This is a genomic window from Leisingera sp. JC11 (genome assembly GCF_040704725.1).
Taxonomy (GTDB): Bacteria; Pseudomonadota; Alphaproteobacteria; order Rhodobacterales; family Rhodobacteraceae; genus Leisingera.
Window position 1 is genome coordinate 44,620 of the sequence record NZ_JBFCVS010000008.1, and the last position, 19,016, is coordinate 63,635.

The 19,016-nt window shown below is 66.6% G+C and carries 18 protein-coding genes; 5 read left to right on the top strand and 13 right to left on the bottom strand.

Annotation, left to right across the window (positions count from 1 at the left end; genetic code table 11):
- Positions 1-186 precede the first annotated feature (186 nt).
- From ftsA to ftsW, 8 genes are all read right to left on the bottom strand, one after another.
- Positions 187-1,521, bottom strand: a complete 1,335-nt coding sequence (gene ftsA / locus AB1A62_RS10715; RefSeq protein ID WP_366661486.1) for a cell division protein FtsA — start codon at positions 1,519-1,521, stop codon at positions 187-189.
- A 1-nt stretch (position 1,522) separates the two neighbouring features.
- Entirely contained in the window at positions 1,523-2,416 is an 894-nt protein-coding gene (locus tag AB1A62_RS10720) for a cell division protein FtsQ/DivIB (protein WP_366661487.1), read from the bottom strand.
- Positions 2,404-3,324 (bottom strand): D-alanine--D-alanine ligase, encoded by a 921-nt coding sequence (locus AB1A62_RS10725; protein WP_366661488.1) that lies wholly within the window; start codon positions 3,322-3,324, stop codon positions 2,404-2,406. Before AB1A62_RS10725 ends, AB1A62_RS10720 begins: the two co-directional genes overlap by 13 nt.
- 294 nt (positions 3,325-3,618) lie before the next feature.
- Positions 3,619-4,542, bottom strand: a complete 924-nt coding sequence (gene murB, locus AB1A62_RS10730; protein ID WP_366661489.1) for a UDP-N-acetylmuramate dehydrogenase — start codon at positions 4,540-4,542, stop codon at positions 3,619-3,621.
- Between the two features lie 126 nt (positions 4,543-4,668).
- Positions 4,669-4,923 (bottom strand): DUF2484 family protein, encoded by a 255-nt coding sequence (locus AB1A62_RS10735; RefSeq protein ID WP_366661490.1) that lies wholly within the window; start codon positions 4,921-4,923, stop codon positions 4,669-4,671.
- A gap of 4 nt (positions 4,924-4,927) precedes the next feature.
- Positions 4,928-6,325: a UDP-N-acetylmuramate--L-alanine ligase gene (murC, locus tag AB1A62_RS10740; RefSeq protein WP_366661491.1), complete on the bottom strand. Its 1,398-nt coding sequence runs from the start codon at positions 6,323-6,325 to the stop codon at positions 4,928-4,930.
- Positions 6,326-6,330: 5 nt separating this feature from the next.
- Positions 6,331-7,422, bottom strand: coding sequence for a UDP-N-acetylglucosamine--N-acetylmuramyl-(pentapeptide) pyrophosphoryl-undecaprenol N-acetylglucosamine transferase (locus AB1A62_RS10745; protein WP_366661492.1), 1,092 nt, complete (start codon positions 7,420-7,422; stop codon positions 6,331-6,333).
- A 25-nt stretch (positions 7,423-7,447) separates the two neighbouring features.
- Positions 7,448-8,614 carry a putative lipid II flippase FtsW gene (gene ftsW / locus AB1A62_RS10750; protein ID WP_366661493.1) on the bottom strand — a complete coding sequence of 389 codons (1,167 nt, stop codon included), beginning with the start codon at positions 8,612-8,614 and terminating at the stop codon, positions 7,448-7,450.
- A gap of 236 nt (positions 8,615-8,850) precedes the next feature.
- Between ftsW and AB1A62_RS10755 the strand changes: the two genes are divergently transcribed.
- The 3 genes from AB1A62_RS10755 to AB1A62_RS10765 all read left to right on the top strand — a co-directional run bounded on the left by AB1A62_RS10755 (position 8,851) and on the right by AB1A62_RS10765 (position 10,847).
- Positions 8,851-10,032 carry an NAD(P)/FAD-dependent oxidoreductase gene (locus AB1A62_RS10755; RefSeq protein ID WP_366661494.1) on the top strand — a complete coding sequence of 394 codons (1,182 nt, stop codon included), beginning with the start codon at positions 8,851-8,853 and terminating at the stop codon, positions 10,030-10,032.
- Between the two features lie 66 nt (positions 10,033-10,098).
- The gene (locus AB1A62_RS10760; protein ID WP_366661495.1) at positions 10,099-10,392 is read left to right on the top strand and encodes a putative quinol monooxygenase; all 294 of its coding nucleotides are present in this window, start codon (positions 10,099-10,101) and stop codon (positions 10,390-10,392) included.
- Positions 10,393-10,397: 5 nt separating this feature from the next.
- Positions 10,398-10,847, top strand: coding sequence for a MarR family transcriptional regulator (locus tag AB1A62_RS10765; protein WP_366661496.1), 450 nt, complete (start codon positions 10,398-10,400; stop codon positions 10,845-10,847).
- A gap of 237 nt (positions 10,848-11,084) precedes the next feature.
- Here AB1A62_RS10765 and AB1A62_RS10770 read toward each other — a convergent pair whose 3' ends face one another.
- The gene (locus AB1A62_RS10770) at positions 11,085-11,981 is read right to left on the bottom strand and encodes a LysR substrate-binding domain-containing protein (RefSeq protein WP_366661497.1); all 897 of its coding nucleotides are present in this window, start codon (positions 11,979-11,981) and stop codon (positions 11,085-11,087) included.
- Positions 11,982-12,073: 92 nt separating this feature from the next.
- Between AB1A62_RS10770 and AB1A62_RS10775 the strand changes: the two genes are divergently transcribed.
- A complete protein-coding gene (locus AB1A62_RS10775; protein ID WP_366661498.1) occupies positions 12,074-12,238 on the top strand; it encodes a hypothetical protein in 165 nt (54 codons plus the stop codon).
- Between the two features lie 7 nt (positions 12,239-12,245).
- Here the strand turns inward: AB1A62_RS10775 and murD are convergent, their stop codons facing one another.
- On the bottom strand, positions 12,246-13,646 hold the full coding sequence (gene murD, locus AB1A62_RS10780; protein ID WP_366661499.1) for a UDP-N-acetylmuramoyl-L-alanine--D-glutamate ligase: 1,401 nt from the start codon (positions 13,644-13,646) through the stop codon (positions 12,246-12,248).
- A 130-nt stretch (positions 13,647-13,776) separates the two neighbouring features.
- Between murD and AB1A62_RS10785 the strand changes: the two genes are divergently transcribed.
- Positions 13,777-14,691, top strand: coding sequence for a glutaminase (locus AB1A62_RS10785; RefSeq protein WP_366661500.1), 915 nt, complete (start codon positions 13,777-13,779; stop codon positions 14,689-14,691).
- Positions 14,692-15,016: 325 nt separating this feature from the next.
- Here AB1A62_RS10785 and mraY read toward each other — a convergent pair whose 3' ends face one another.
- The 3 genes from mraY to AB1A62_RS10800 are packed head-to-tail and all read right to left on the bottom strand — an operon-like array spanning position 15,017 to position 19,005.
- Positions 15,017-16,099: a phospho-N-acetylmuramoyl-pentapeptide-transferase gene (mraY, locus tag AB1A62_RS10790; protein ID WP_222505476.1), complete on the bottom strand. Its 1,083-nt coding sequence runs from the start codon at positions 16,097-16,099 to the stop codon at positions 15,017-15,019.
- A gap of 21 nt (positions 16,100-16,120) precedes the next feature.
- Positions 16,121-17,521: a UDP-N-acetylmuramoyl-tripeptide--D-alanyl-D-alanine ligase gene (murF, locus tag AB1A62_RS10795; protein ID WP_366661501.1), complete on the bottom strand. Its 1,401-nt coding sequence runs from the start codon at positions 17,519-17,521 to the stop codon at positions 16,121-16,123.
- Positions 17,518-19,005, bottom strand: a complete 1,488-nt coding sequence (locus tag AB1A62_RS10800; protein ID WP_366661502.1) for a UDP-N-acetylmuramoyl-L-alanyl-D-glutamate--2,6-diaminopimelate ligase — start codon at positions 19,003-19,005, stop codon at positions 17,518-17,520. The genes murF and AB1A62_RS10800 overlap by 4 nt, the downstream gene beginning before the upstream one ends.
- Between the last annotated feature and the right edge of the window lie 11 nt (positions 19,006-19,016).

Here is a 19,016-nt window from a genome sequence, read left to right on the forward strand (position 1 = left end):
ACAAATCCTCTCCAGCCGCAAAATCGCTCTGCGGAGAGGGTCGGTTCCGAAATCTGGCTGGCCACTGCCCGGCCTGCTGACTCGCCGCATTTTTGCGGACGTTAAGCACAACTTAACGGGTGACCGGGGCGCTGTCACGCCCTCTTTTCCCGTTCCGGCTGAATTGATTTTCGCCCGCGCTGATGCCTACCAGTTGTCGCGGAACCAGCGCACCGCGCGGCCCAGGGTGCCCGCCGGATGGCGGCCCGCCGGCATCTCGAAGTCCCACCATTCATCCTGCGGATGGGCGGCAAACAGGCACAGGCCGACGGCTGAGGCAAAGCCCGGACCGGTCGCCGACTGCGGCAGGCCGTGGACGCGCAGCGGGCGGCCCAGGCGCACCTGCTGGCCCAGGATGCGACTCGCCAGACCGTCCAGTCCCATGATCTGGCTGGAGCCGCCGGTCAGCACGATCTGCTGGCTGGGCAGGTATTCGAACCCGGCCGCATCCAGCCGCGCCCGCACCTCTTCCAGGATTTCCTCGACGCGGGGCCGCATGATGCCGATCAGCTCCGCCCGGCTGACGGTGCGGCGGTCATGCTCCCAGTCGCCGGTGTCGCCGCCGATGTCGATGATCTCGCGGTCGTCGGCGCCGGTGGCATGCACCCCGCCGTTGAAGGTCTTGATCCGCTCCGCATTGGCCATCGGAATGCCCAGCCCCATCGAGATGTCGCTGGTGATGTGATCGCCGCCGAGGCGCACCGCGTCGGCATAGATCATGTGCTTCTTCATGAAGATCGAGATCGAGGTGGAGCCGCCGCCCATGTCGATGCAAGCCGCGCCCAGCTCCTGCTCATCCTCGACCAGCGCCGAAAAGCCGGAGGCATAAGCCGAGGAGGCAATCCCCGCCAGCTCCAGGTCGCAGCGCTGGATGCAGCGCACCAGGTTCTGCACCGCGATGGCATCCACCGTCAGCATGTGCATGTCGACCGCCAGCGTCTGCCCCATCTGGCCGCGCGGATCGCCCAGGCCGGAGCGGTTGTCGAGCGCGAAGTTCACCGGCTGGGCGTGCAGCACCTCGCGGCCCGCCCCGTATTCCGGCACCTCGCAGGAGGCCAGCACCTGCGCCACCTCATGCTCCGACACGACCTGCCCCTCCAGGTCCAGCTTGGAATCCAGCCCGTAAGACCGCGGATTGGCGCCGGAGAAACAGGCGATCACGTGATCGACCCGCACCTCCGCCATCTTCTGCGCCGCCTGCACCGCGGTGCGGATGGCGCGCTCGGTCTCCTGCATGGCGTTGATTTCGCCGAACTGCACCCCGCGCGACCGCGTGGTGGCGGCTCCGATCACCCGGAACCCCGACTGCCCGGCCAGGGCGCCGATGGAGCCGTCCTCGCTGAGCCGCCCGGTGCCGTCAAAACGCAGCACCAGGCAGGCGATCTTGGAACTGCCCACGTCCAGGATCGCGACCACGCCGCGCTGCATCGCCTGGCGCCGCATCTGCCGCATCGCCCTTTGCGACTGATAGAGATCTGTCATGTTACTGCCCGCCCCCGTTCAACTGCCGGATCCGCCACCAGTTTTCCACTGAGCTTTCGGTCATCCGCACGGTAGGGCGCCCAGCCAGACGCATATCCACCGCTGCCACATCGCGTTCCAGCAAATCCTGCACTTCACTGACCGCCAGCACCCGCTCCAGCGCCCGGACCGGATCCTTGGCCGGCAGCATGATGCGCTGCTTGCGGTCCAGCACCACGTCCCAGCGCCGTTCACCGACGCGGACCAGCCCGCGCAGCCGCGGCCCCAGCGGTTTTGCTGCCGCAAACAGCCGCAGCGCCTGCGCCGCATGCTTGGCTGCGCCCTTGCCCGCGATCAGCGGCAGGTCCGGGTGCAGGCTGCGGCGGCCCAGCTCGGCCACGTGAATGCCGTTTTCGTCCAAGAGCGCCAGCCCCTCGCGGCTGCGCCAGATCAGCGCCGGCTCGCGCTCCTCGACATCGACCTGCAGGATGCCGCCGGGGCGGATCCTGACGCTGGCGGCTTTCACCGGGTCCAGCCCGGTGATCACGTCGCGGATCTGCTCCAGATCCAGATCGAATGAGCTGACCGGGAAATCCACCGGCACCACCTCGCGGATGTCGCGCGCCACGCTGGCGCCCGCGCCGTCCACCGCCATCACCTTGACCATGAACTCCGGCCGCTCCTGGATCGCGGCGCGAGCGTCATTGTAAAGCCCCACCAGCCCCGCGCGCCGGGTCTCGTCGGCCAGATAGGCGCTGCCCGCGGCAAAGATCAGGCAGAACGGCACCCCGAAGCGCAGGCCGAAACGGATGCCCGGCGTCAGCATCCAGCGCTGCAAACGGTACTTCAGCCGCGAGGGCGCCGGATCGCAGCGCCCTTCCTCCGGCTTGCGGAACCAGCCTCTCAGCGGTTGCATGAGGCATCCTCCACCATCCAGGCGCAGAGCTGGCCGAAAGTCATGCCGCAATGGGCCGCCTGTTCCGGCGCCAGCGAGGTCGGCGTCATGCCGGGCTGGGTATTGGTCTCCAGGAGCACCAGACCGCTGGCGCCGCGGGCCTCATCCCAGCGGAAATCGGTGCGGCTGACACCGCGGCAGCCCAGCACCTCATGCGCGGTCAGCGCGTATTCCAGGCAGAGGTCGAAGATTTCCCGCGGCAGGTCGGCGGGCAGCACATGGCGCGAGCCGCCCGGCTTGTACTTGGCGTCATAATCATACCAGCCGTCGGTCAGGATATCCGTGACGGTCAGCGCCCGGTCGCCGACTACGGTGGTGGTCAGCTCGCGCCCCGGCGCATAGGTCTCGACCATTACCTGCTGCGGCATTTCCTCCGACAGCTGCGGCGGGCCGTTGGCGGCCTCATGCACGATATAGATACCGACGCTGGAGCCTTCATTGTTGGGCTTCACCACATAGGGCGGCGCCATCACATGGCCGGCGCTCACGTCGTCCTTGGCAAACAGGCCGCTCTCGACCACCGGCAATCCGGCGGCACGGTAGACCTCCTTGGAGCGCTGCTTGTCCATCGCCAGCGCCGAGGCCAGCACCCCGGAATGGGTATAGGGGATCTGCAGCCATTCCAGCACGCCCTGAACGCAGCCGTCCTCGCCCCAGCGCCCGTGCAGCGCGTTGAACGCCACATCCGGCTTGATTTCCAAAAGGCGCGCATGCAGGTCGGCGCCTGCATCCACTTCAACAACCTCGAACCCCTCACCGCGCAGCGCCGCCGCGCATTCACGGCCGCTGGACAGCGATACCTCGCGTTCGGCTGACGGTCCGCCCATCAGCACCGCGACTTTCGGGAGTGCCCTGCTCGACTTACTCACCACGAAGCGCCTCAATATATGCGGGGCTTTGCGCCCCTGTTTCTTAGGGCCTGCAACAGACCCGTTTTATCTCTTTGCGCCGGCTTGCCGCCGGCTGATGCGTGCAGGGCGTTACGCCCCTGTATCCGGCAGTGCATTGCCGCCTCTCCGGCACCCTAACGCCCGAAGTCTTACCGGGATGTTAACACTGCCTTTACCACGGTTAAGAAATCACGCTTCCCAAGCCCGCTCCGGGGCGACAGTCCACCTCAGGCTGCGGCCGGACAAACCTTTGTCAGCGCAGGGGTTTTCCGGTTATTCGGGAAGCGGATCACCAATCCGCATGATTTCCCACTCTAGCGTGATGCCGGAATCTTCGTAAACCTTTTTCCGCACATCTTCGCCCAGCCCCTCCAGATCTGCGGCAGTTGCGCCACCGGTGTTGATCATGAAGTTGGAATGCTTCTCGCTCATCTGGGCGCCGCCGCGGCGGGCGCCGCGCATGCCGGCGTTGTCGATCACCTTCCACGCTTTCAGGTCATGCACGTCATCGGCACGTCCCGTCGAGGAAAACCCCGCCGGGTTGCGGAAGGTGGATCCGGCCGAACGGTCCTTGGTCGGCTGGGTCTCGTCCCGCTTCTGCAGCTGCGCTTCCATGCGCGCGTGCAGCTCCGCCGGGTCGCCCTTCGGCCCGCGCAGGGTGGCAGAGACCAGCACCGCACCCTCCGGGAACGCCGTCTGGCGGTACTGGAAATCCAGTTCCTCAGCGGTGATCTCGCGGACCTCGCCCTCGCGGGTGACGATGGTGGCCGACACGAACACATCAGCGGTATAGCTGCCGTAGCAGCCCGCGTTCATCCGCACCGCGCCGCCGATCGAGCCGGGAATGGTGCGCAGGAAAGTGAGGTCGATCCCTGCATCCGCCGCGCGTTTCGCAACATGCGCGTCCAGCGCCGCGGCACCCGCAGTCACGGTGCCGCCGTCTGCCTCGATACTGTTGAAGCCGCGGCCCAGCCGGATCACCACCGCCCGCATGCCGCCGTCGCGCACGATCAGGTTGGACCCCACGCCCATCGGAAACACCGGCACCGCCGGGTCGAGCTGGCGCAGGAAATCCGCCAGGTCATCAATGTCGGCAGGCTGAAACAGATGCTCCGCAGGCCCGCCTACCCGCAGCCAGGTCAGATCCGCAAGATCGCGGTTGGGAGTCACCTTCCCCCGGATACCATTCAAATTCATGTCGCCCGTCCCTCGCAGCTTTGCCGCAAGCCTCTAGCAAGGAAGCATACAGCAAGACAATGCGTCAGTCGCTATTGCTAGCGGCGGTATTTTGCCATCCCGCCCGGAAATTCCGGATCGGCACGATCACTTCCCCGCGCTTGCAACCCGCCGCAGCCAGCGCCCGAAATACAGCACCGGCCAGCGCAGCACCGACATCCCCGCCAAAAGCACCGCCAGCCCCCACCAGGGGCCGTTTTCATAAGTGACATAGCCCAAGAGCGGAATGCCCAGCGCAATCAGCACATAGGCGCGGCGCCAGTGGTTGTCGCGGCTGGGGATCATCGCCAGGATATTGGCTGCCAGCGCCCAGACGGCGGCCAGGGTCAGCGACAGCGTCATGCCCTCAGCGCCCCAGCCGTTCAGGCAGGCCGTTGGCCCAGGTGCTGATGGTGCCGGCGCCGAGGCAGACCACCATGTCGCCGGGCCGGGCCTGCTCGCGCACCAGGCGCTCCAGGTCCTCCTCGCTCAGGATGGCGCGGGCGTGGCGGTGGCCGTGGCGGATCAGGCCCTCGACCAGATCATCGCGGCTGGCGCCCTCGATCGGCTCCTCGCCGGCGGCAAACACTTCGGCAATCGCCACCACGTCGGCCTCGTTGAAACAGGCGCAGAAATCGTCGAACAGGTTGGACAGGCGCGAGTAGCGGTGCGGCTGATGCACTGCGATCACCCGGCCCTCGCAGGCCTGGCGCGCCGCTTTCAGCACCGCGGCGATTTCCACCGGGTGGTGGCCGTAGTCGTCGATGATGGTGACGCCATTCACTTCACCCACCTTGGTGAAGCGGCGGTTCACGCCGCCGAAGTTGGCCAGCGCCTCGCGGATTTCGGTGCTGTTCATGCCCAGGTGCCGCGCCACCGCAACGGCAGACAAGGCGTTGGAGACATTGTGGTCGCCCGGCATCGGCAGTGTGCAGCCCTCGATCACCCGGTCCTCGGCCTGCAGTACGACGTCGAAATGCGCCACACCACCCTTGTAGGTCAGGTTCACCGCCCGCACGTCAGCCTGGGCGTTGAAGCCATAGGTCACCACGCGGCGGTCGGAAATCCGGCCCACCAGCGCCTGCACCTCGGGGTGGTCGGTGCAGCAGACCGCGACACCGTAGAACGGGATGTTGGAGACAAACTCCAGGAAGCCGTCGCGCAGCGTGTCGAAATCGCCCCAGTGCTCCATATGCTCCGGGTCGATATTGGTCACCACGGCGATGGTTGCGGGCAGCCGGTTGAAGGAACCGTCGCTCTCATCCGCCTCGACCACCATCCATTCACCCTGCCCCATCCGCGCGTTCGAGCCATAGGCGTGAATGATGCCGCCGTTGACGATGGTGGGGTCAAAGCCGCCGGCCACCATCAGCTCTGCCATCATGGTGGTGGTGGTGGTCTTGCCGTGGGTGCCGGCAATGGCGACGTTGGATTTCAGCCGCATCAGCTCCGCCAGCATGTCGGCGCGGCGCACCACCGGCAGGCCGCGCAGGCGGGCCTCGTCCAATTCCGGGTTGCCCGGCTTGATCGCCGAGGAGATCACCACAACCGCGGCCTCCTCCAGGTTCTCTGCCTTCTGGCCCACGAAGATGCGCGCGCCCAGCTTCTCCAGCCGCTGAGTGATCTTGGAGGATTTCAGGTCCGAGCCCTGCACCATGTACCCGAGGTTCAACAGCACCTCGGCGATGCCCGACATGCCGATACCTCCGATACCCACAAAATGGATCGGGCCGACGTCACCGGGCAGTTTGGTTGCAGGGTTCATAACGTTTATCCTTCCTCGGCCAGCTGTTCCACCAGTGCCGCCAGACGTTCGGCGGCATCGGGGACCCCGGCGCTCAGTGCAGCGGTTGCCATCTGCACGGCAGCCTGCGGGTTACTCAGAATCGCGCCCATATGCTCTGCCAGCACCGGGATATCAAGGGCGCTTTCGGGAATCATCACGGCGGCATTGGCGTCAACCAGCCCGCGGGCGTTGGCGGTCTGGTGGTCGCCTGCGGCGGCGGCAAAAGGGATCAGGATCGACGGCCGCCCGATGATCGAGATATCGGCGACCGAAGACGCGCCGGAGCGCGAGATCACCAGCTGCGCCTCCGACATGCGGGCGGGCACATCGGTAAAGAACGTCTGCACATCGGCATTGATGCCATGTTCGGCGTAGAAGGCATTGACCCGTTCCAGGTCCTCCCCGCGCGCCTGATGCGACACTCGCAGGTGCCGGCGGATCCCCTCCGGCAGTGCCGCCACCGCGGCGGGCACCACGTCGGACAGGATGCGCGCGCCCTGGCTGCCGCCCATCACCAGCAGCGACATCGGGTAATCGCCCGGCGGGATATAACCGGCACCGGCCCGCTCTTTCACCGCGCCGCGCACCGGGTTGCCCACATGCTCATGCGAGACCCCGTCCGGCAGCGTGGTCGGCCAGGTGCCGCAGGCGACCCCCGCCACGCGGGTGGCAAAGATCTGATTGACGCGGCCCAGCACGCCGTTCTGCTCATGGATCATCCGCGGCAGCTTCAACAGCGTCGCCGCCCCCAGCGCCGGGATCGACGGGTAGCCGCCGAAACCGATCACCGCATCCGGCCGGTCGCTGCGCATCTGCATTGCCATCGACAAGACGCCGCCGGCGATCTTCGGCCCCACCAGCGCCTTGGCCAGCAGCCCGCCGCGGGCAAAGGTGGCAGAGGACACCTGCGAGATTTCCACCGCGCTTGGAAAGGACGCGGTGTAACGCGCGCCGCGGGCGTCGGTCGACAGCTTCACCCGCCAGCCGCGCGCCAGCATCATCTCGGCCAGCGCCTGTGCAGGAAACATATGGCCGCCGGTTCCCCCGGCAGCCATCAAGAGCAATTTCTGTGCCATCGCAGCTGGTCTCTTCTCTATCTCGTCAGCGGCCGCGGCCGTTCAGGTAATCGGCAATCCCGCCCTGCGGGCGCGTCCGGGTAAAGGCCAGGAGCATACCCACCGCGATCCCGGTGGCAATCAGCGAGGATCCGCCATAGCTGACAAACGGCAAGGTCATGCCTTTGGCGGGCAGAAGCCGCACCGCAACCCCCATGTTGATCATCGCCTGAACGCCGAACATGCAGACCAGACCGGTGCCTGCCAGGCGGATGAAGGTATCGCGCTCCCGCATCAGCCGGAACAGCGAGCGCACCACGATAGAGGCGTAAAGCGCAATCAGAACCGCCACCAGCACCAGCCCGTATTCCTCAGCCGCCACCGCGACGATGAAGTCGGTATGGGCATCGGGCAGCGACCATTTCACCTGCCCCTCGCCGACGCCAACCCCGAACAGCCCGCCCTCGCGGATGGCGTTGGTGGCATAACCCAGCTGGGTGGTGGGATCGACATCCGGGTTCAGGAAGCCGTCGATGCGGCGGGCAAAATGCTCCGAGCTGTTATAGGCAAAGACACCGCCCATCACGACCACGGCGGCCATGCACACAAGCAGCAGCATCGGTGCGCCCGCCACGAAATACATCACGCCCCAGCCAAACAGGATCAGGCTTGCCTGGCCGAAATCCGGCTGCAAAACCAGCATCATCACCACCATCATGCACAGCGCGAAGGACATCAGCGTGCCCGGCGGGCCGTTGATCTGCTGGCTGGCGGCGATCATCCAGGCGGCCACCACGATGAAACCCGGCTTCAGAAACTCCGACGGCTGCAGCGAGGCAAACCCAAGCGAGTACCAGCGCACCGCGCCCTTGCCGAAATCGGTGCCGAAGATCGGCAGGAACGCCAGCGCCACAAAGGCCAGCGCAAAGCCGATGACCGCCAGCCGCCGCACCAGCGTCGGCGACATCACCGAGGTGACCAGCATCGCCATCAGCGCCGTCAGCCCGAACACCGCCTGCCGCTGCACATAGTGGAAATTGCCGAACCCGTTTCTTTCCGCCAGCGGCACCGAGGCCGCCAGCCCCAGCAGCAGTCCGATCACGAACAGCATCAGGATGCAGGACATCGTCCATTTATCCAGCGTCCGCCACCACTTGGGAAGAATCGGCTCACCAGCCTGCACGGGAACCGCGCCATAGACCATCTCAGTCATGGGAATACCGCCACTATATGCCTCGTTCCGCCCCATTTTTCGGGGTCTCACAGAAACTGTAACGAAACGTGAGCCGCGGCGCCAGAAAAAGAACACAGTTCGGCAAGAATCCACCGCCCGCGCCGCGGTCTGTCTTGACAGGCGGGAAGCTGCCCGCGTGGCGGCGGCGTTCCGCCAGCCGGTGCCTGTCCGGGCTTCCCCTTGCGCCGCCGGCGGTTCCGTGGTGGATGCGCGCCATGCGGATAAACACCCTGATTCTCGGCGCCGGCGCAGCCGGCATGATGTGCGCGCGCTACTCGGGCGGCAGCACTCTGGTGATCGACCACGCCAAGGCGCCGGGCGAGAAGATCCGCATCTCCGGCGGCGGCCGCTGCAATTTCACCAACATGTATGCGGAGGCGAAGAACTTCCTCTCTGCCAATCCGCATTTCTGCAAGTCGGCGCTGGCCCGCTACACCCAGTGGGACTTTATCGGACTGGTGGACCGCCACGGCATCGCCTGGCACGAGAAGACCCTGGGCCAGCTGTTCTGCGACGGCTCCTCCAAGCAGATCATAGCCATGCTGCTGGAGGAGATGCGCGAGGCCGGCGCGGACCTCTGGCTGCACACCTCTGTCGAGGCGGTGGAGCAGACCGCGGACGGCTACACCGTCAGGCTGCTGCGCGAGGGCAAGCCGCAGACTGTCACCTGCCGCAACCTGGTGCTGGCCACCGGCGGCAAGTCGATCCCCAAAATGGGCGCCACCGGCCTTGCCTATGACCTCGCCCGCCAGTTCGGGCTGGAGCTGACCGAGACCCGCCCGGCGCTGGTGCCGTTCACTTTCCCGGACGGACGCTTCCAGCCGCTGGCCGGCGTCTCCCTGCCCGCGCGGCTGTCGAACACCCGCACCTCGTTTGACGAGGCGCTGCTGTTCACCCACCGCGGCCTCTCCGGCCCGTCGGTGCTGCAGCTCTCCTCCTACTGGCGCGAGGGAGAGGAGATCACGGTGAACCTGATCCCGGACACGCCGCTCTTCGATCTCCTGCGCGACCAGCGTCAGGCCGAGGGCCGCCGCGACCTGACCACCGAGCTCTCCCGTCACCTGCCGGGCAAGCTGGTGGACTTCCTTGCCCCGCAACTGGGCCTCAAGGGCCGTCTCGCCGACCAGTCCGACGCCGCGCTATCCTCCCTTTGCGAGGCGCTGCAGACCTGGCATCTGCTGCCCGCAGGCACCGAGGGCTACCGCACGGCGGAAGTCACCCTGGGCGGCATCTGCACCGATGGCCTGTCCTCCAAGACCATGGAAGCCAAGGCCGCCCGCGGGCTTTATGCGATCGGTGAAGCAGTGGATGTGACCGGCTGGCTCGGCGGCTTCAATTTCCAATGGGCCTGGGCGTCGGGCCATGCCGCTGGCACCGCCATCGCTGCCGGCAGATGACGCCGGCTTGACTTTGGACGCGGGACCGCCCATTTAGTTACCATGATAACATAAATGGAGCCTATTATGACCAGCCCCTTTAAACTTGTCGCCAAGATCACCCCGAAACCCGAGCACATGCAGGATGTCCGCCAAAGCCTGCTGGATGTTCTGGAGCCGACCCGCGCAGAAGCCGGCTGCCTGAAGTTCCGCTTGCTCGAAGGCCGCGACGGCACTTGCTTTTACCTGGACGAAGAATGGGCCAGCGACGATGCCCTGGCAGCGCATTACGCGGCGGATTATATCACCCCGATCTTCGCCAAATACGAAGACTGGCTGGCAAAGCCCGTGGAAATCCACAAGATGACCGCCCTGGCCTGACCCTCATGTTCTTCCTCAAGGAACTGCCATCGCAGCAGATGGTCGGCACTTACGCCGAAACCTACGGCGCCGATCCTGCACATATCACCAGCGCGCTCTTGATGATGCGCCGCGCCAGCCTGCTGATCCGCAGGCTCGATGCCTATTTTGCCGCGCATGGCCTGTCGCAGCTGCGCTTTCTGGTGCTGATCGTTATTGACCGGGAACCGGACCGCCAGTCGCTGACGCCGAATGAGATAGCCAGCCGCATTGATGTGTCAAAACCAGTCATGACACGCACCCTGCAATCCCTGCAGCAGGACGGGCTGATCAGCCTTGCGGCCAGCCAGACCGACAAGAGATCCAAAGAAGCCGCGCTGACAGCGGCAGGGCGGCAGCAGCTGCAAGATGCCCTGCCCGGCTATTTCAGGATTCTGTCGGAGGAAATGGCCCGGCCGCCCGCCGCCGGGGATTGAGCCTCCAGCCTGCTGCCTGGGGATTTTCCGCTTCGGAGCCGCCTTCGCTTGGGCACAGACGGCCGGGGAGGACGGGCGGGGCCAAGGGAAATCGCGGAGGCTCCGCCGCAGGCGGATACCGCTGTTTCGCTTGGGCGCGCGCGGCAGCCCTGGCAGGCCAAGGCCAGGTGAAGGCGGGTCAGAGGCGGAAGTTCCGCTTGGGTGAGCCTGAAGCCCTCCACCCTCACCTGCCGGACCTTACCCCGCCAGTTCCGCCACCTCCGCCAGCAGCCAGCTGCGGAAGGCGGCTATGGCCGGCGCGCCGCGGCGCGATTCCGGGTAGACCAGCCAGACAGAGATGTCATCCTCCGTCACCAGATCGAACGGCTGCACCAGCGCCCCGCTGGCAATCAGGCCGCGGGCATAGGCCGGTGTCAGCAGGCAGGCGCCCTGGCCCGCCAGCGCGGCCTGCACTTCCAGCATCTGGGTGCCAAGGCTGTGCTGCTCCGCCTGCTTCGGCGGCTCCACCCCGGCCGCGCGGAACCACAGGGCCCAGGCCGGATCGCCGACGTCCACCAGCGGCACCCGCAGCAGGTCGGCAGGTTCCTTGAAGGGGCCATAGGCCTCAATCAGCGCCGGCGTCAGCAGCGGCGTGTAGCTGCCGCGGATCAGCAGGTCCGCCGCCAGTCCCGGCCAGCTCCCCCGGCCGGCCCGGATCGCTACGCTGGCCTCCCCCGCCAGCAGGTCCGCAACCCGCGGGTTGACATCAACCCGGGTGGTGATGCCGGGGTGCGCCACCTGGAACAGCCCCAGCCGGGGCGCCAGGATGAAGGCCGCAAAGCTGGTGATGGTGCTGATCACCAGCTCCTCGCCGCCGCTGCCGCGCACCTCCGCCCAGCCCCGGCGCAGCATATCCAGCGCCTCGCCGGCATGTCGCTGGAACGCCCTGCCGGCCGCGGTCGGCGCTACCCCGCGCGGCAGCCTGTTGAACAGGGGCTGGCCCGCCCGGTCCTCCAGCAGCTTGATCTGGTAGCTGACCGCCGCCTGCGTCATCGCAAGCTCCTCCGCCGCGCGGCTGAAACTGCCCAGCCGGGCCGCCGCCTCAAAGACGCGCACCGCCGGCAGCGGCGGCAGGGGATTTACAGAACGATCCATCAACACAGCTTATACCAGAGCCGCTGAGATTCAATTGGTCATTGGCGCGGCAAGCGCCCACATCTTGCTCATACAGAACAAGGATCGCCCCCATGGCTGAAATGCTTTCACAGATGAACCTCTGGCACGTCATCAATGGAATTTTTGCCTCGCACCGGCACAGGGGCGACCGGGCCAGCCAGGCCGCCGGGCAGCAGCTGGCCCGCAGGCGGCTGAGCCACCTGCCCGAGCACCTGCTGCGCGACATCGGGCTTTGAGGCAGGGCTAGGTATTCAGCCGCTTTGTAACTTCGGCCACGAAATCATCGCCGCGCTGCTCGAAGTTGTCGTACTGGTCAAAGCTCGCGGCAGCCGGCGCCAGCAGCACGGTGTCGCCCTCCTGCGCCTCGGCCACGGCACGCTCCACCGCGGCCGCCATGGTGGTGCAGACCTCGGCTTCCACGTCCAGCTGCAGCGCAAAACCCGCCGCCTCGCGGCCGATCACATAGGCCTTCACCACATTGCCGGTCTGCCCTTTCAGGGCGTCCAGCCCGCCGTCCTTTTCCAGCCCGCCGCAAATCCAGCGGATGTTCCTGAACGCGCTCAGCGCCTTCACCGCGCTGTCCAGGTTGGTGGCCTTGCTGTCATTCACATAGCGCACCCCGCCCGCCTCGGTGATGGTCTGGCTGCGGTGCGGCAGGCCCGGGAAAGTGGCCATCGCCTCGCCGATCAGCCGCGGCGCCAGCCCCAGGGTGCGCGCAGCCGCATAGGCTGCGCAGGCGTTCTGGTGGTTATGCGCGCCCGGCAGGCCCATCATCTCGCGCAGGTCGATGGAGGCCGCCTGCCGCCCCTTGCGGTACTCGCTCAGGAAGCCCTTCTTTGCAAAGACCTGCCAGCCCGGCCCGGTCAGCTTTTGCGCAGCGGAAATGCGGATCACCCGGTCGTCGCTGGCGCCCTCGGACAACTGGCCCGCCAGGAACAGCCCCTCGTCCTCGTCAATGCCGATGACAGCGCGGTCCGGCCCGCCCTCGGCAAACAGACGCCGCTTGGCCGCGAAATAGCCGCCCATGCCGCCGTGCCGGTCCAGGTGGTCGGGCGAGAGATTGGTGAATACAGCCACATCCGGCGTCAGCGCGCGCGCCAGCTCGGTCTGATAGCTCGACAGCTCCAGCACCACCACACCGCCCTCGCCCGGCGGGTCGATGTCCAGCACGCCGCGGCCGATGTTGCCCGCCAGCTGGCTCTCGCGCCCGGCTTCCTGCAGGATGTGGTGCAACAGCGCCACCGTGGTCGACTTGCCGTTGGAGCCGGTCACCGCCACCACCCGCGGCGGCTGGTCATGCATCTGCCACTCGGCATCGGCGAAGGAGCGGAAGAACAGCCCGATGTCATTGTCCACCGGCACCCCACCCTCGATCGCAGCGCGGATCACCGGGTTCGGCTTGGGATAGAGATGCGGAATGCCGGGCGAGGTGATCAGCGCCGCCACATCGTCAAAAGCGCCGGCTTTATGCAGATCGCGGCAGGCGAAGCCTTCCGCCTCGGCCGCCTCGCGCGCCGCCGGGTTATCATCCCAGCACAAGGCCTCCGCACCGCCTGCGCGCAGGGCCCGTGCGGTTGCCAGACCGGACCGCCCCAGCCCCAGCACAGCCACCTTGGCGCCTTCATATCCTTTGACCGGGATCATCACCTGCCCTCCCTAAGACCTGTTGCCAGAACCGCTAACCGATCCCGCCGGCCTTTGCCAGAGCCGTCAGATTGACAAGCCCCGGCCCATGCCGGAGATTCCGCGCAAATCAATAAGGAAGGATCGCCCCGTGGCCGCGGATATGCAGGTTTTGCTCGACCGGATCAGTGCTGAGATGCAGGGCCGCACCGACCGCGGCGCCGTCGCCAGCTACATACCCGAACTGGGGCAGGTCGACCCGGACCAGTTTGCCATCGCGGTTGCCACCGCCGATGGCGGACTGTTCCACGCAGGCGATGCGCTGACCCGGTTTTCCGCCCAAAGCATCACCAAGGTGTTCACTCTCGCCATCGCGCTTGGCCGCGCTGGAGATCAGCTGTGGAGCCGTGTCGGGCGCGAGCCCTCGGGCACGGCGTTCAATTCCATCGTCCAGCTGGAGCATGAGCGCGGCCGCCCGCGCAACCCCTTCGTCAACGCAGGCGCCATCGTCACCACCGATGAGCTGCTGGCCGGCCGCGCGCCGAAGGAGGCGCTGGCGGAAATCCTGGCCTTCATCCGCGCCGCGGCGGAGGACGAGGACATCCACATCAACAAGGCAGTGGCCGGCTCAGAAACCCGCCACGGCCACCGCAACTTTGCCCTTGCCAATTTCCTGGCCTCCTTCGGAAATCTGAAGAACACGCCGGAGAAGACGCTGGGCACCTATTTCCACCAATGCGCCACCGAACTGACCACGGTGCAGCTGGCCAAGGCGGGCCGCTTCCTGATCGGCGGCGGCGCCAAACCGGCGCTGGTGTCGCAAGGCAGGGTGCGGCGGCTGAATGCGCTGATGCTGACCTGCGGCCATTACGACGGGTCGGGCGAGTTCGCCTACCGCGTCGGCCTTCCCGCCAAAAGCGGGGTTGGCGGCGGCATTCTGGCGATTGTGCCGGGCAAGGCCAGCATCGCGGTCTGGTCGCCGGGGCTGGACCACAACGGCAACTCCAAACTGGGCACCGAAGCGATGGAGGTTTTGGCTCGCGAGATGGACTGGTCGGTGTTCTGAAGGCCGCGCGTGCGGGTGTTGCGCACCCACCGTACGCTGCCCTCACCACATATTCACCCGCCTGCGCTACGTTCGAACCGTTGCAACGACAAGACCAGGAGACCGGCCCCCTCAGACCACCTCCTCATTGGGTGCAGGGCGGGTCCGAACAGGCCGCTAGACGGACATGGCTGCTGACAACAGCCATCCGATGCTCCGCCCCTCCGGCGGCGCCGCCTTCTTCTGAATGACAAACCGCCCGACGCAGCAGCCCCGGGCGGTTCCATGAAAAAGAGAATTCAAACCACCCCGCCAAGGACACGGCGCGGCGGCCAAACGGTGTGGATTACCGCACCTTCAGCGTCGCCAGACCGATCATCGCCAGGATCAGCGAGATGATCCAGAAGCGGATCACGATCTGCGGCTCGGCCCAGCCCTTTTTCTCGTAGTGGTGATGGATCGGCGCCATCAGGAACACCCGGCGCCCGGTGCGCTTGAAGTACAGGACCTGAATGATCACCGACAGCGCCTCGACCACGAACAGCCCGCCGACGATGGCCAGCACCAGCTCGTGCTTGGTGGCTATGGCGATAGCGCCCAGCGCGCCGCCCAGGGCAAGCGAGCCGGTGTCGCCCATGAACACCGCCGCGGGCGGCGCGTTGTACCACAGGAAGCCTAGTCCTGCGCCGAACAGCGCCGCGCAGAAGATCAGGATCTCGCCGGTGCCGGGCACGTAATGCACGTCCAGATATTCGGTGAAGTCGACGCGGCCCACCGCATAGGCAATGACGCCCAGGGTGCCCGCCGCAATCATCACCGGCATGATCGCGAGGCCATCCAGCCCGTCGGTCAGGTTCACGGCATTGGCAGCCCCCACCAGCACGCAGATCGAGAACGGCACATAGAAGATCCCGAGGTTGATCAGCGTGTCCTTGAACACTGGCAGCGCCAGCTGGTTCTGCAGGGGCGCCGGGTGGTAGGCCGCGGCCCAGAGCGCTGCAATCACCGCAATCAGGATCCCCAGCGCCAGCCGCACTTTGCCGGGCACGCCCTTGGTGTTCTGCTTGGAGACCTTGGCGTAATCATCGGCAAAGCCAATGAGGCCGTAGGCCATGGTCACGAACAGCACCAGCCAGACAAAGGGATTGTCCCAGCGCGCCCACATCAGGGTTGCGGTCAGCAGCGCCCCGACCACCAGCAGGCCGCCCATGGTGGGGGTGCCTGCCTTGGAAAAATGCCCCTCCGGCCCGTCATCGCGGATCGGCTGGCCTTTGCCCTGGCGCTTGCGCAGCACGTTGATCAGCGGCTTGCCGAACAGGAAGCCGAAGATCAGCGCAGTCATGAAGGCGCCGCCTGCGCGGAATGTAATGTAGCGGAAGAGGTTGAAAACATCCCCCCCGTCCGACAAAGCGGTCAGCCAATAGAGCATCTGAGCCCTTCCCTCGTTCTCTTATGCGTTTTCTTGTGTGGGGGTGGAGTGACCCATTTCGCGGATGCCGTCAACGATCTTGGCTAGCGCCATGCTGAGCGAGCCCTTGGCCAGCACGATGTCGCCGCCGTGGATTTCACCCGCCAGGCCCGGCACCGCCTTGGCACTGGTTGCGTACCAGCCGCCGCGTTTTTCCTCCGGTAAGGCTTCGTGCAGCGCCTGCATCAGCGGGCCGATGCAGTGGATCCTGTCGATGCCCTGTACCGCGTCCAGATCCGCCAGCCCGGCGTGCAGCTGCACCTCCTGCGGGCCAAGCTCCTTCATGTCGCCGACATAGGCGATCCGGCGCCCCTGCCCCGGAGTCGCCGCCAGCACCGCCAGCGCCGCCGCCATCGAGGTCGGGTTGGCGTTATAGCTGTCGTCCAGCAGGGTGATAGCACCGCCTGACAGCCGGACCGTCTCGCGCACGCCGCGGCCCTTGACCGGGGACCACAGGGCAAGGCTTTCGACGGCTTTTGCCGGATCAGCGCCCAGCGCCTCGATACAGGCCAGCGCTCCCAGCGCATTCATCGCGAAATGGGCGCCAAGGGATTGAATATGCAGCTCAACTTCGCGCCCGTTTGCAGTGGCGCGGGCAACGGTCTCCTCGCCCTCGATCCCGGCGGAATGCAAGGTGTAGTCCGCGGCGCTCTCGCCGAACCAGCGGGCGGTTGCGCCCAGATCCGCGGCCACATCGCGCAGCACATGGGCCTCTGCGATATCGGCGTTCAGCACCGCAACGCCGCCGGGCTCCAGCCCTTCCATGATCGCGGCCTTCTCAGCCGCGATACCCTCGACGTTGTCAAACGCCTCCAGGTGCACCGCCGCGACGGTGGTCACCATCGCCACATGCGGGCGCGCCTGCATTGCCAGCGGCGCGATTTCCCCGGGATGGTTCATGCCGATCTCGATCACCGCATATTCGGTGTCGCGCGGCATCCGCGCCAGCGTCAGCGGCACGCCCCAGTGGTTGTTGTAGCTCGCCACCGCCGCATGGGTGCGGCCCTGGTCGGACAGCATCCGCGCCAGCATTTCCTTGGTCGAGGTCTTGCCGACCGAGCCGGTGACCGCAACGACCTTGGCCTGCGTCCGCGCCCGCGATGCCCGGCCCAGGGCTTCCAGCCCCGCCTGCACGTCATCAACAATCAAGAGCGGCGCATCCGCAGAAACCCCCTCAGGAATGCGGGAGACCAGCGCCGCGCCTGCGCCCTTTTCCAGCGCCTGAGCCACGAAGTCATGGCCGTCGCGCGCGGCCTTCAGGGCAACGAACATATCGCCGGATTCAATAGTGCGGGTGTCGATCGACAGGCCGGAGACAGACCAGTCCCCCTGCGCCCGCCCGCCGGTGGCGGCGGCGGCCTCATTAGCGGTCCAAAGCGTCATGCGATCCTCCCGTCCAGCGCGGCCACGGCAATGCTGGCCTGCTCCACATCGTCAAACGGCAGCACCGTGTCGCCCACGGTCTGGCCGGTCTCATGGCCCTTGCCGCAGACAATCAGCGCATCGCCCGCCTGCAGCATGTCAGCGCCGCGCAGGATCGCCTCGGCACGGTCGCCGATTTCGATGCAGTCCGGCGCGCCGCCCTTGACCGCGGCGCGGATCACCGCCGGATCCTCGCTGCGGGGGTTGTCGTCGGTGACGATCACCACATCGGCATTGTCATGCGCCGCCTGCCCCATCAGCGGCCGCTTGGTGGTGTCGCGGTCGCCGCCGGCGCCGACGATGGCAATCAGCCGGCCCAGCACATGCGGGCGCAGCGCCCTGATGGCGCTGGCAACCGCATCGGGCGTGTGGGCGTAGTCGACAAAGACGGCCGAGCCGTTCTCGCGCTCCGCCGCCAGCTGCATCCGGCCGCGCACGGTGGTCAGATGCGGCAGGGTTTCAAACACCCGCTCCGGGTCCTCGCCGCCGGCAATCACCAGCCCGCAGGCCAAGAGCACGTTTTCCGCCTGGAAACCGCCGATGAGGTTCAGCCGCACCTGGTAGGGTTTGTCATGCCAGGAGAAGCGCACGTCCTGCCCCGTGCCGTCATAGCGCATCCCCATCAGGTTCAGATCGCCCAGGCCGCGGCCGACGCTGATCACCTCCTGCCCGCGGGCGGCGGCCACCGCGCGCATCTCGGCGCCGCGGGGGTCGTTCATGTTGATGACCGCGACGCCCTCCTCTGGCAGCACCCGGCGGAACAGGCCCGCCTTGGCGGCGAAATAGGCGTCGAATGTCTCGTGATAGTCCAGGTGATCCTGGGTGAAGTTGGTGAAACCGGCAGCGGCCAGCTGCACGCCGTCCAGACGGCGCTGGTCGAGCCCGTGCGAGGAGGCCTCCATCGCCGCATGGGTGACGCCTGCCGCGGCGGCCTCTGCCAGCGCGCGGTGCAGGGTGATCGGCTCCGGCGTGGTATGGGCCAGCGGGTAGCTCCAGGCGCCCTCAATGCCAGTGGTGCCCATGTTGACGGCTTGATGGCCCAGCTCCATCCAGATCTGGCGCACGAAGGTCGCGACCGAGGTCTTGCCGTTGGTGCCGGTCACCGCAACCACGGTCTGCGGCTGGCCGCCGAACCACAGGGCGGCGGCATAGGCCAGCGCCTGGCGCGGGTCCTCGACCACCACCAGGGCGGCGTGGCTTTCGCCCAATACCGTGGCGGCAATCTCTGCTCCGGCGGCGTCCGTCAGGATGGCAGTCGCGCCTTTCTCCAGCGCGCCCGGGATGAACTTGGCGCCATGCACCTGGCTGCCCGGCAGCGCTGCAAAGAGGAACCCCTCGCGCACCTCGCGGCTGTCCACCGCCAGTCCTGAAATCTGCGGGTCGGCGCCGCCGCGGGCAGTGAGCCCCAATTGGCTCAGAGGCTGGTCTGGTCTGCTGCTGCTCATGGCGGCCCTCA

Coding starts and splice junctions, on each gene's coding strand:
- ftsA (WP_366661486.1), bottom strand. CDS start 1,521: ATGACAGATCTCTATCAGTCGCAAAGGGCGATGCGGCAGATGCGGCGC.
- AB1A62_RS10720 (WP_366661487.1), bottom strand. CDS start 2,416: ATGCAACCGCTGAGAGGCTGGTTCCGCAAGCCGGAGGAAGGGCGCTGC.
- murB (WP_366661489.1), bottom strand. CDS start 4,542: ATGAATTTGAATGGTATCCGGGGGAAGGTGACTCCCAACCGCGATCTT.
- AB1A62_RS10735 (WP_366661490.1), bottom strand. CDS start 4,923: ATGACGCTGTCGCTGACCCTGGCCGCCGTCTGGGCGCTGGCAGCCAAT.
- murC (WP_366661491.1), bottom strand. CDS start 6,325: ATGAACCCTGCAACCAAACTGCCCGGTGACGTCGGCCCGATCCATTTT.
- AB1A62_RS10745 (WP_366661492.1), bottom strand. CDS start 7,422: ATGGCACAGAAATTGCTCTTGATGGCTGCCGGGGGAACCGGCGGCCAT.
- ftsW (WP_366661493.1), bottom strand. CDS start 8,614: ATGACTGAGATGGTCTATGGCGCGGTTCCCGTGCAGGCTGGTGAGCCG.
- AB1A62_RS10755 (WP_366661494.1), top strand. CDS start 8,851: ATGCGGATAAACACCCTGATTCTCGGCGCCGGCGCAGCCGGCATGATG.
- AB1A62_RS10760 (WP_366661495.1), top strand. CDS start 10,099: ATGACCAGCCCCTTTAAACTTGTCGCCAAGATCACCCCGAAACCCGAG.
- AB1A62_RS10765 (WP_366661496.1), top strand. CDS start 10,398: ATGTTCTTCCTCAAGGAACTGCCATCGCAGCAGATGGTCGGCACTTAC.
- AB1A62_RS10770 (WP_366661497.1), bottom strand. CDS start 11,981: ATGGATCGTTCTGTAAATCCCCTGCCGCCGCTGCCGGCGGTGCGCGTC.
- AB1A62_RS10775 (WP_366661498.1), top strand. CDS start 12,074: ATGGCTGAAATGCTTTCACAGATGAACCTCTGGCACGTCATCAATGGA.
- murD (WP_366661499.1), bottom strand. CDS start 13,646: ATGATCCCGGTCAAAGGATATGAAGGCGCCAAGGTGGCTGTGCTGGGG.
- mraY (WP_222505476.1), bottom strand. CDS start 16,099: ATGCTCTATTGGCTGACCGCTTTGTCGGACGGGGGGGATGTTTTCAAC.
- murF (WP_366661501.1), bottom strand. CDS start 17,521: ATGACGCTTTGGACCGCTAATGAGGCCGCCGCCGCCACCGGCGGGCGG.
- AB1A62_RS10800 (WP_366661502.1), bottom strand. CDS start 19,005: ATGAGCAGCAGCAGACCAGACCAGCCTCTGAGCCAATTGGGGCTCACT.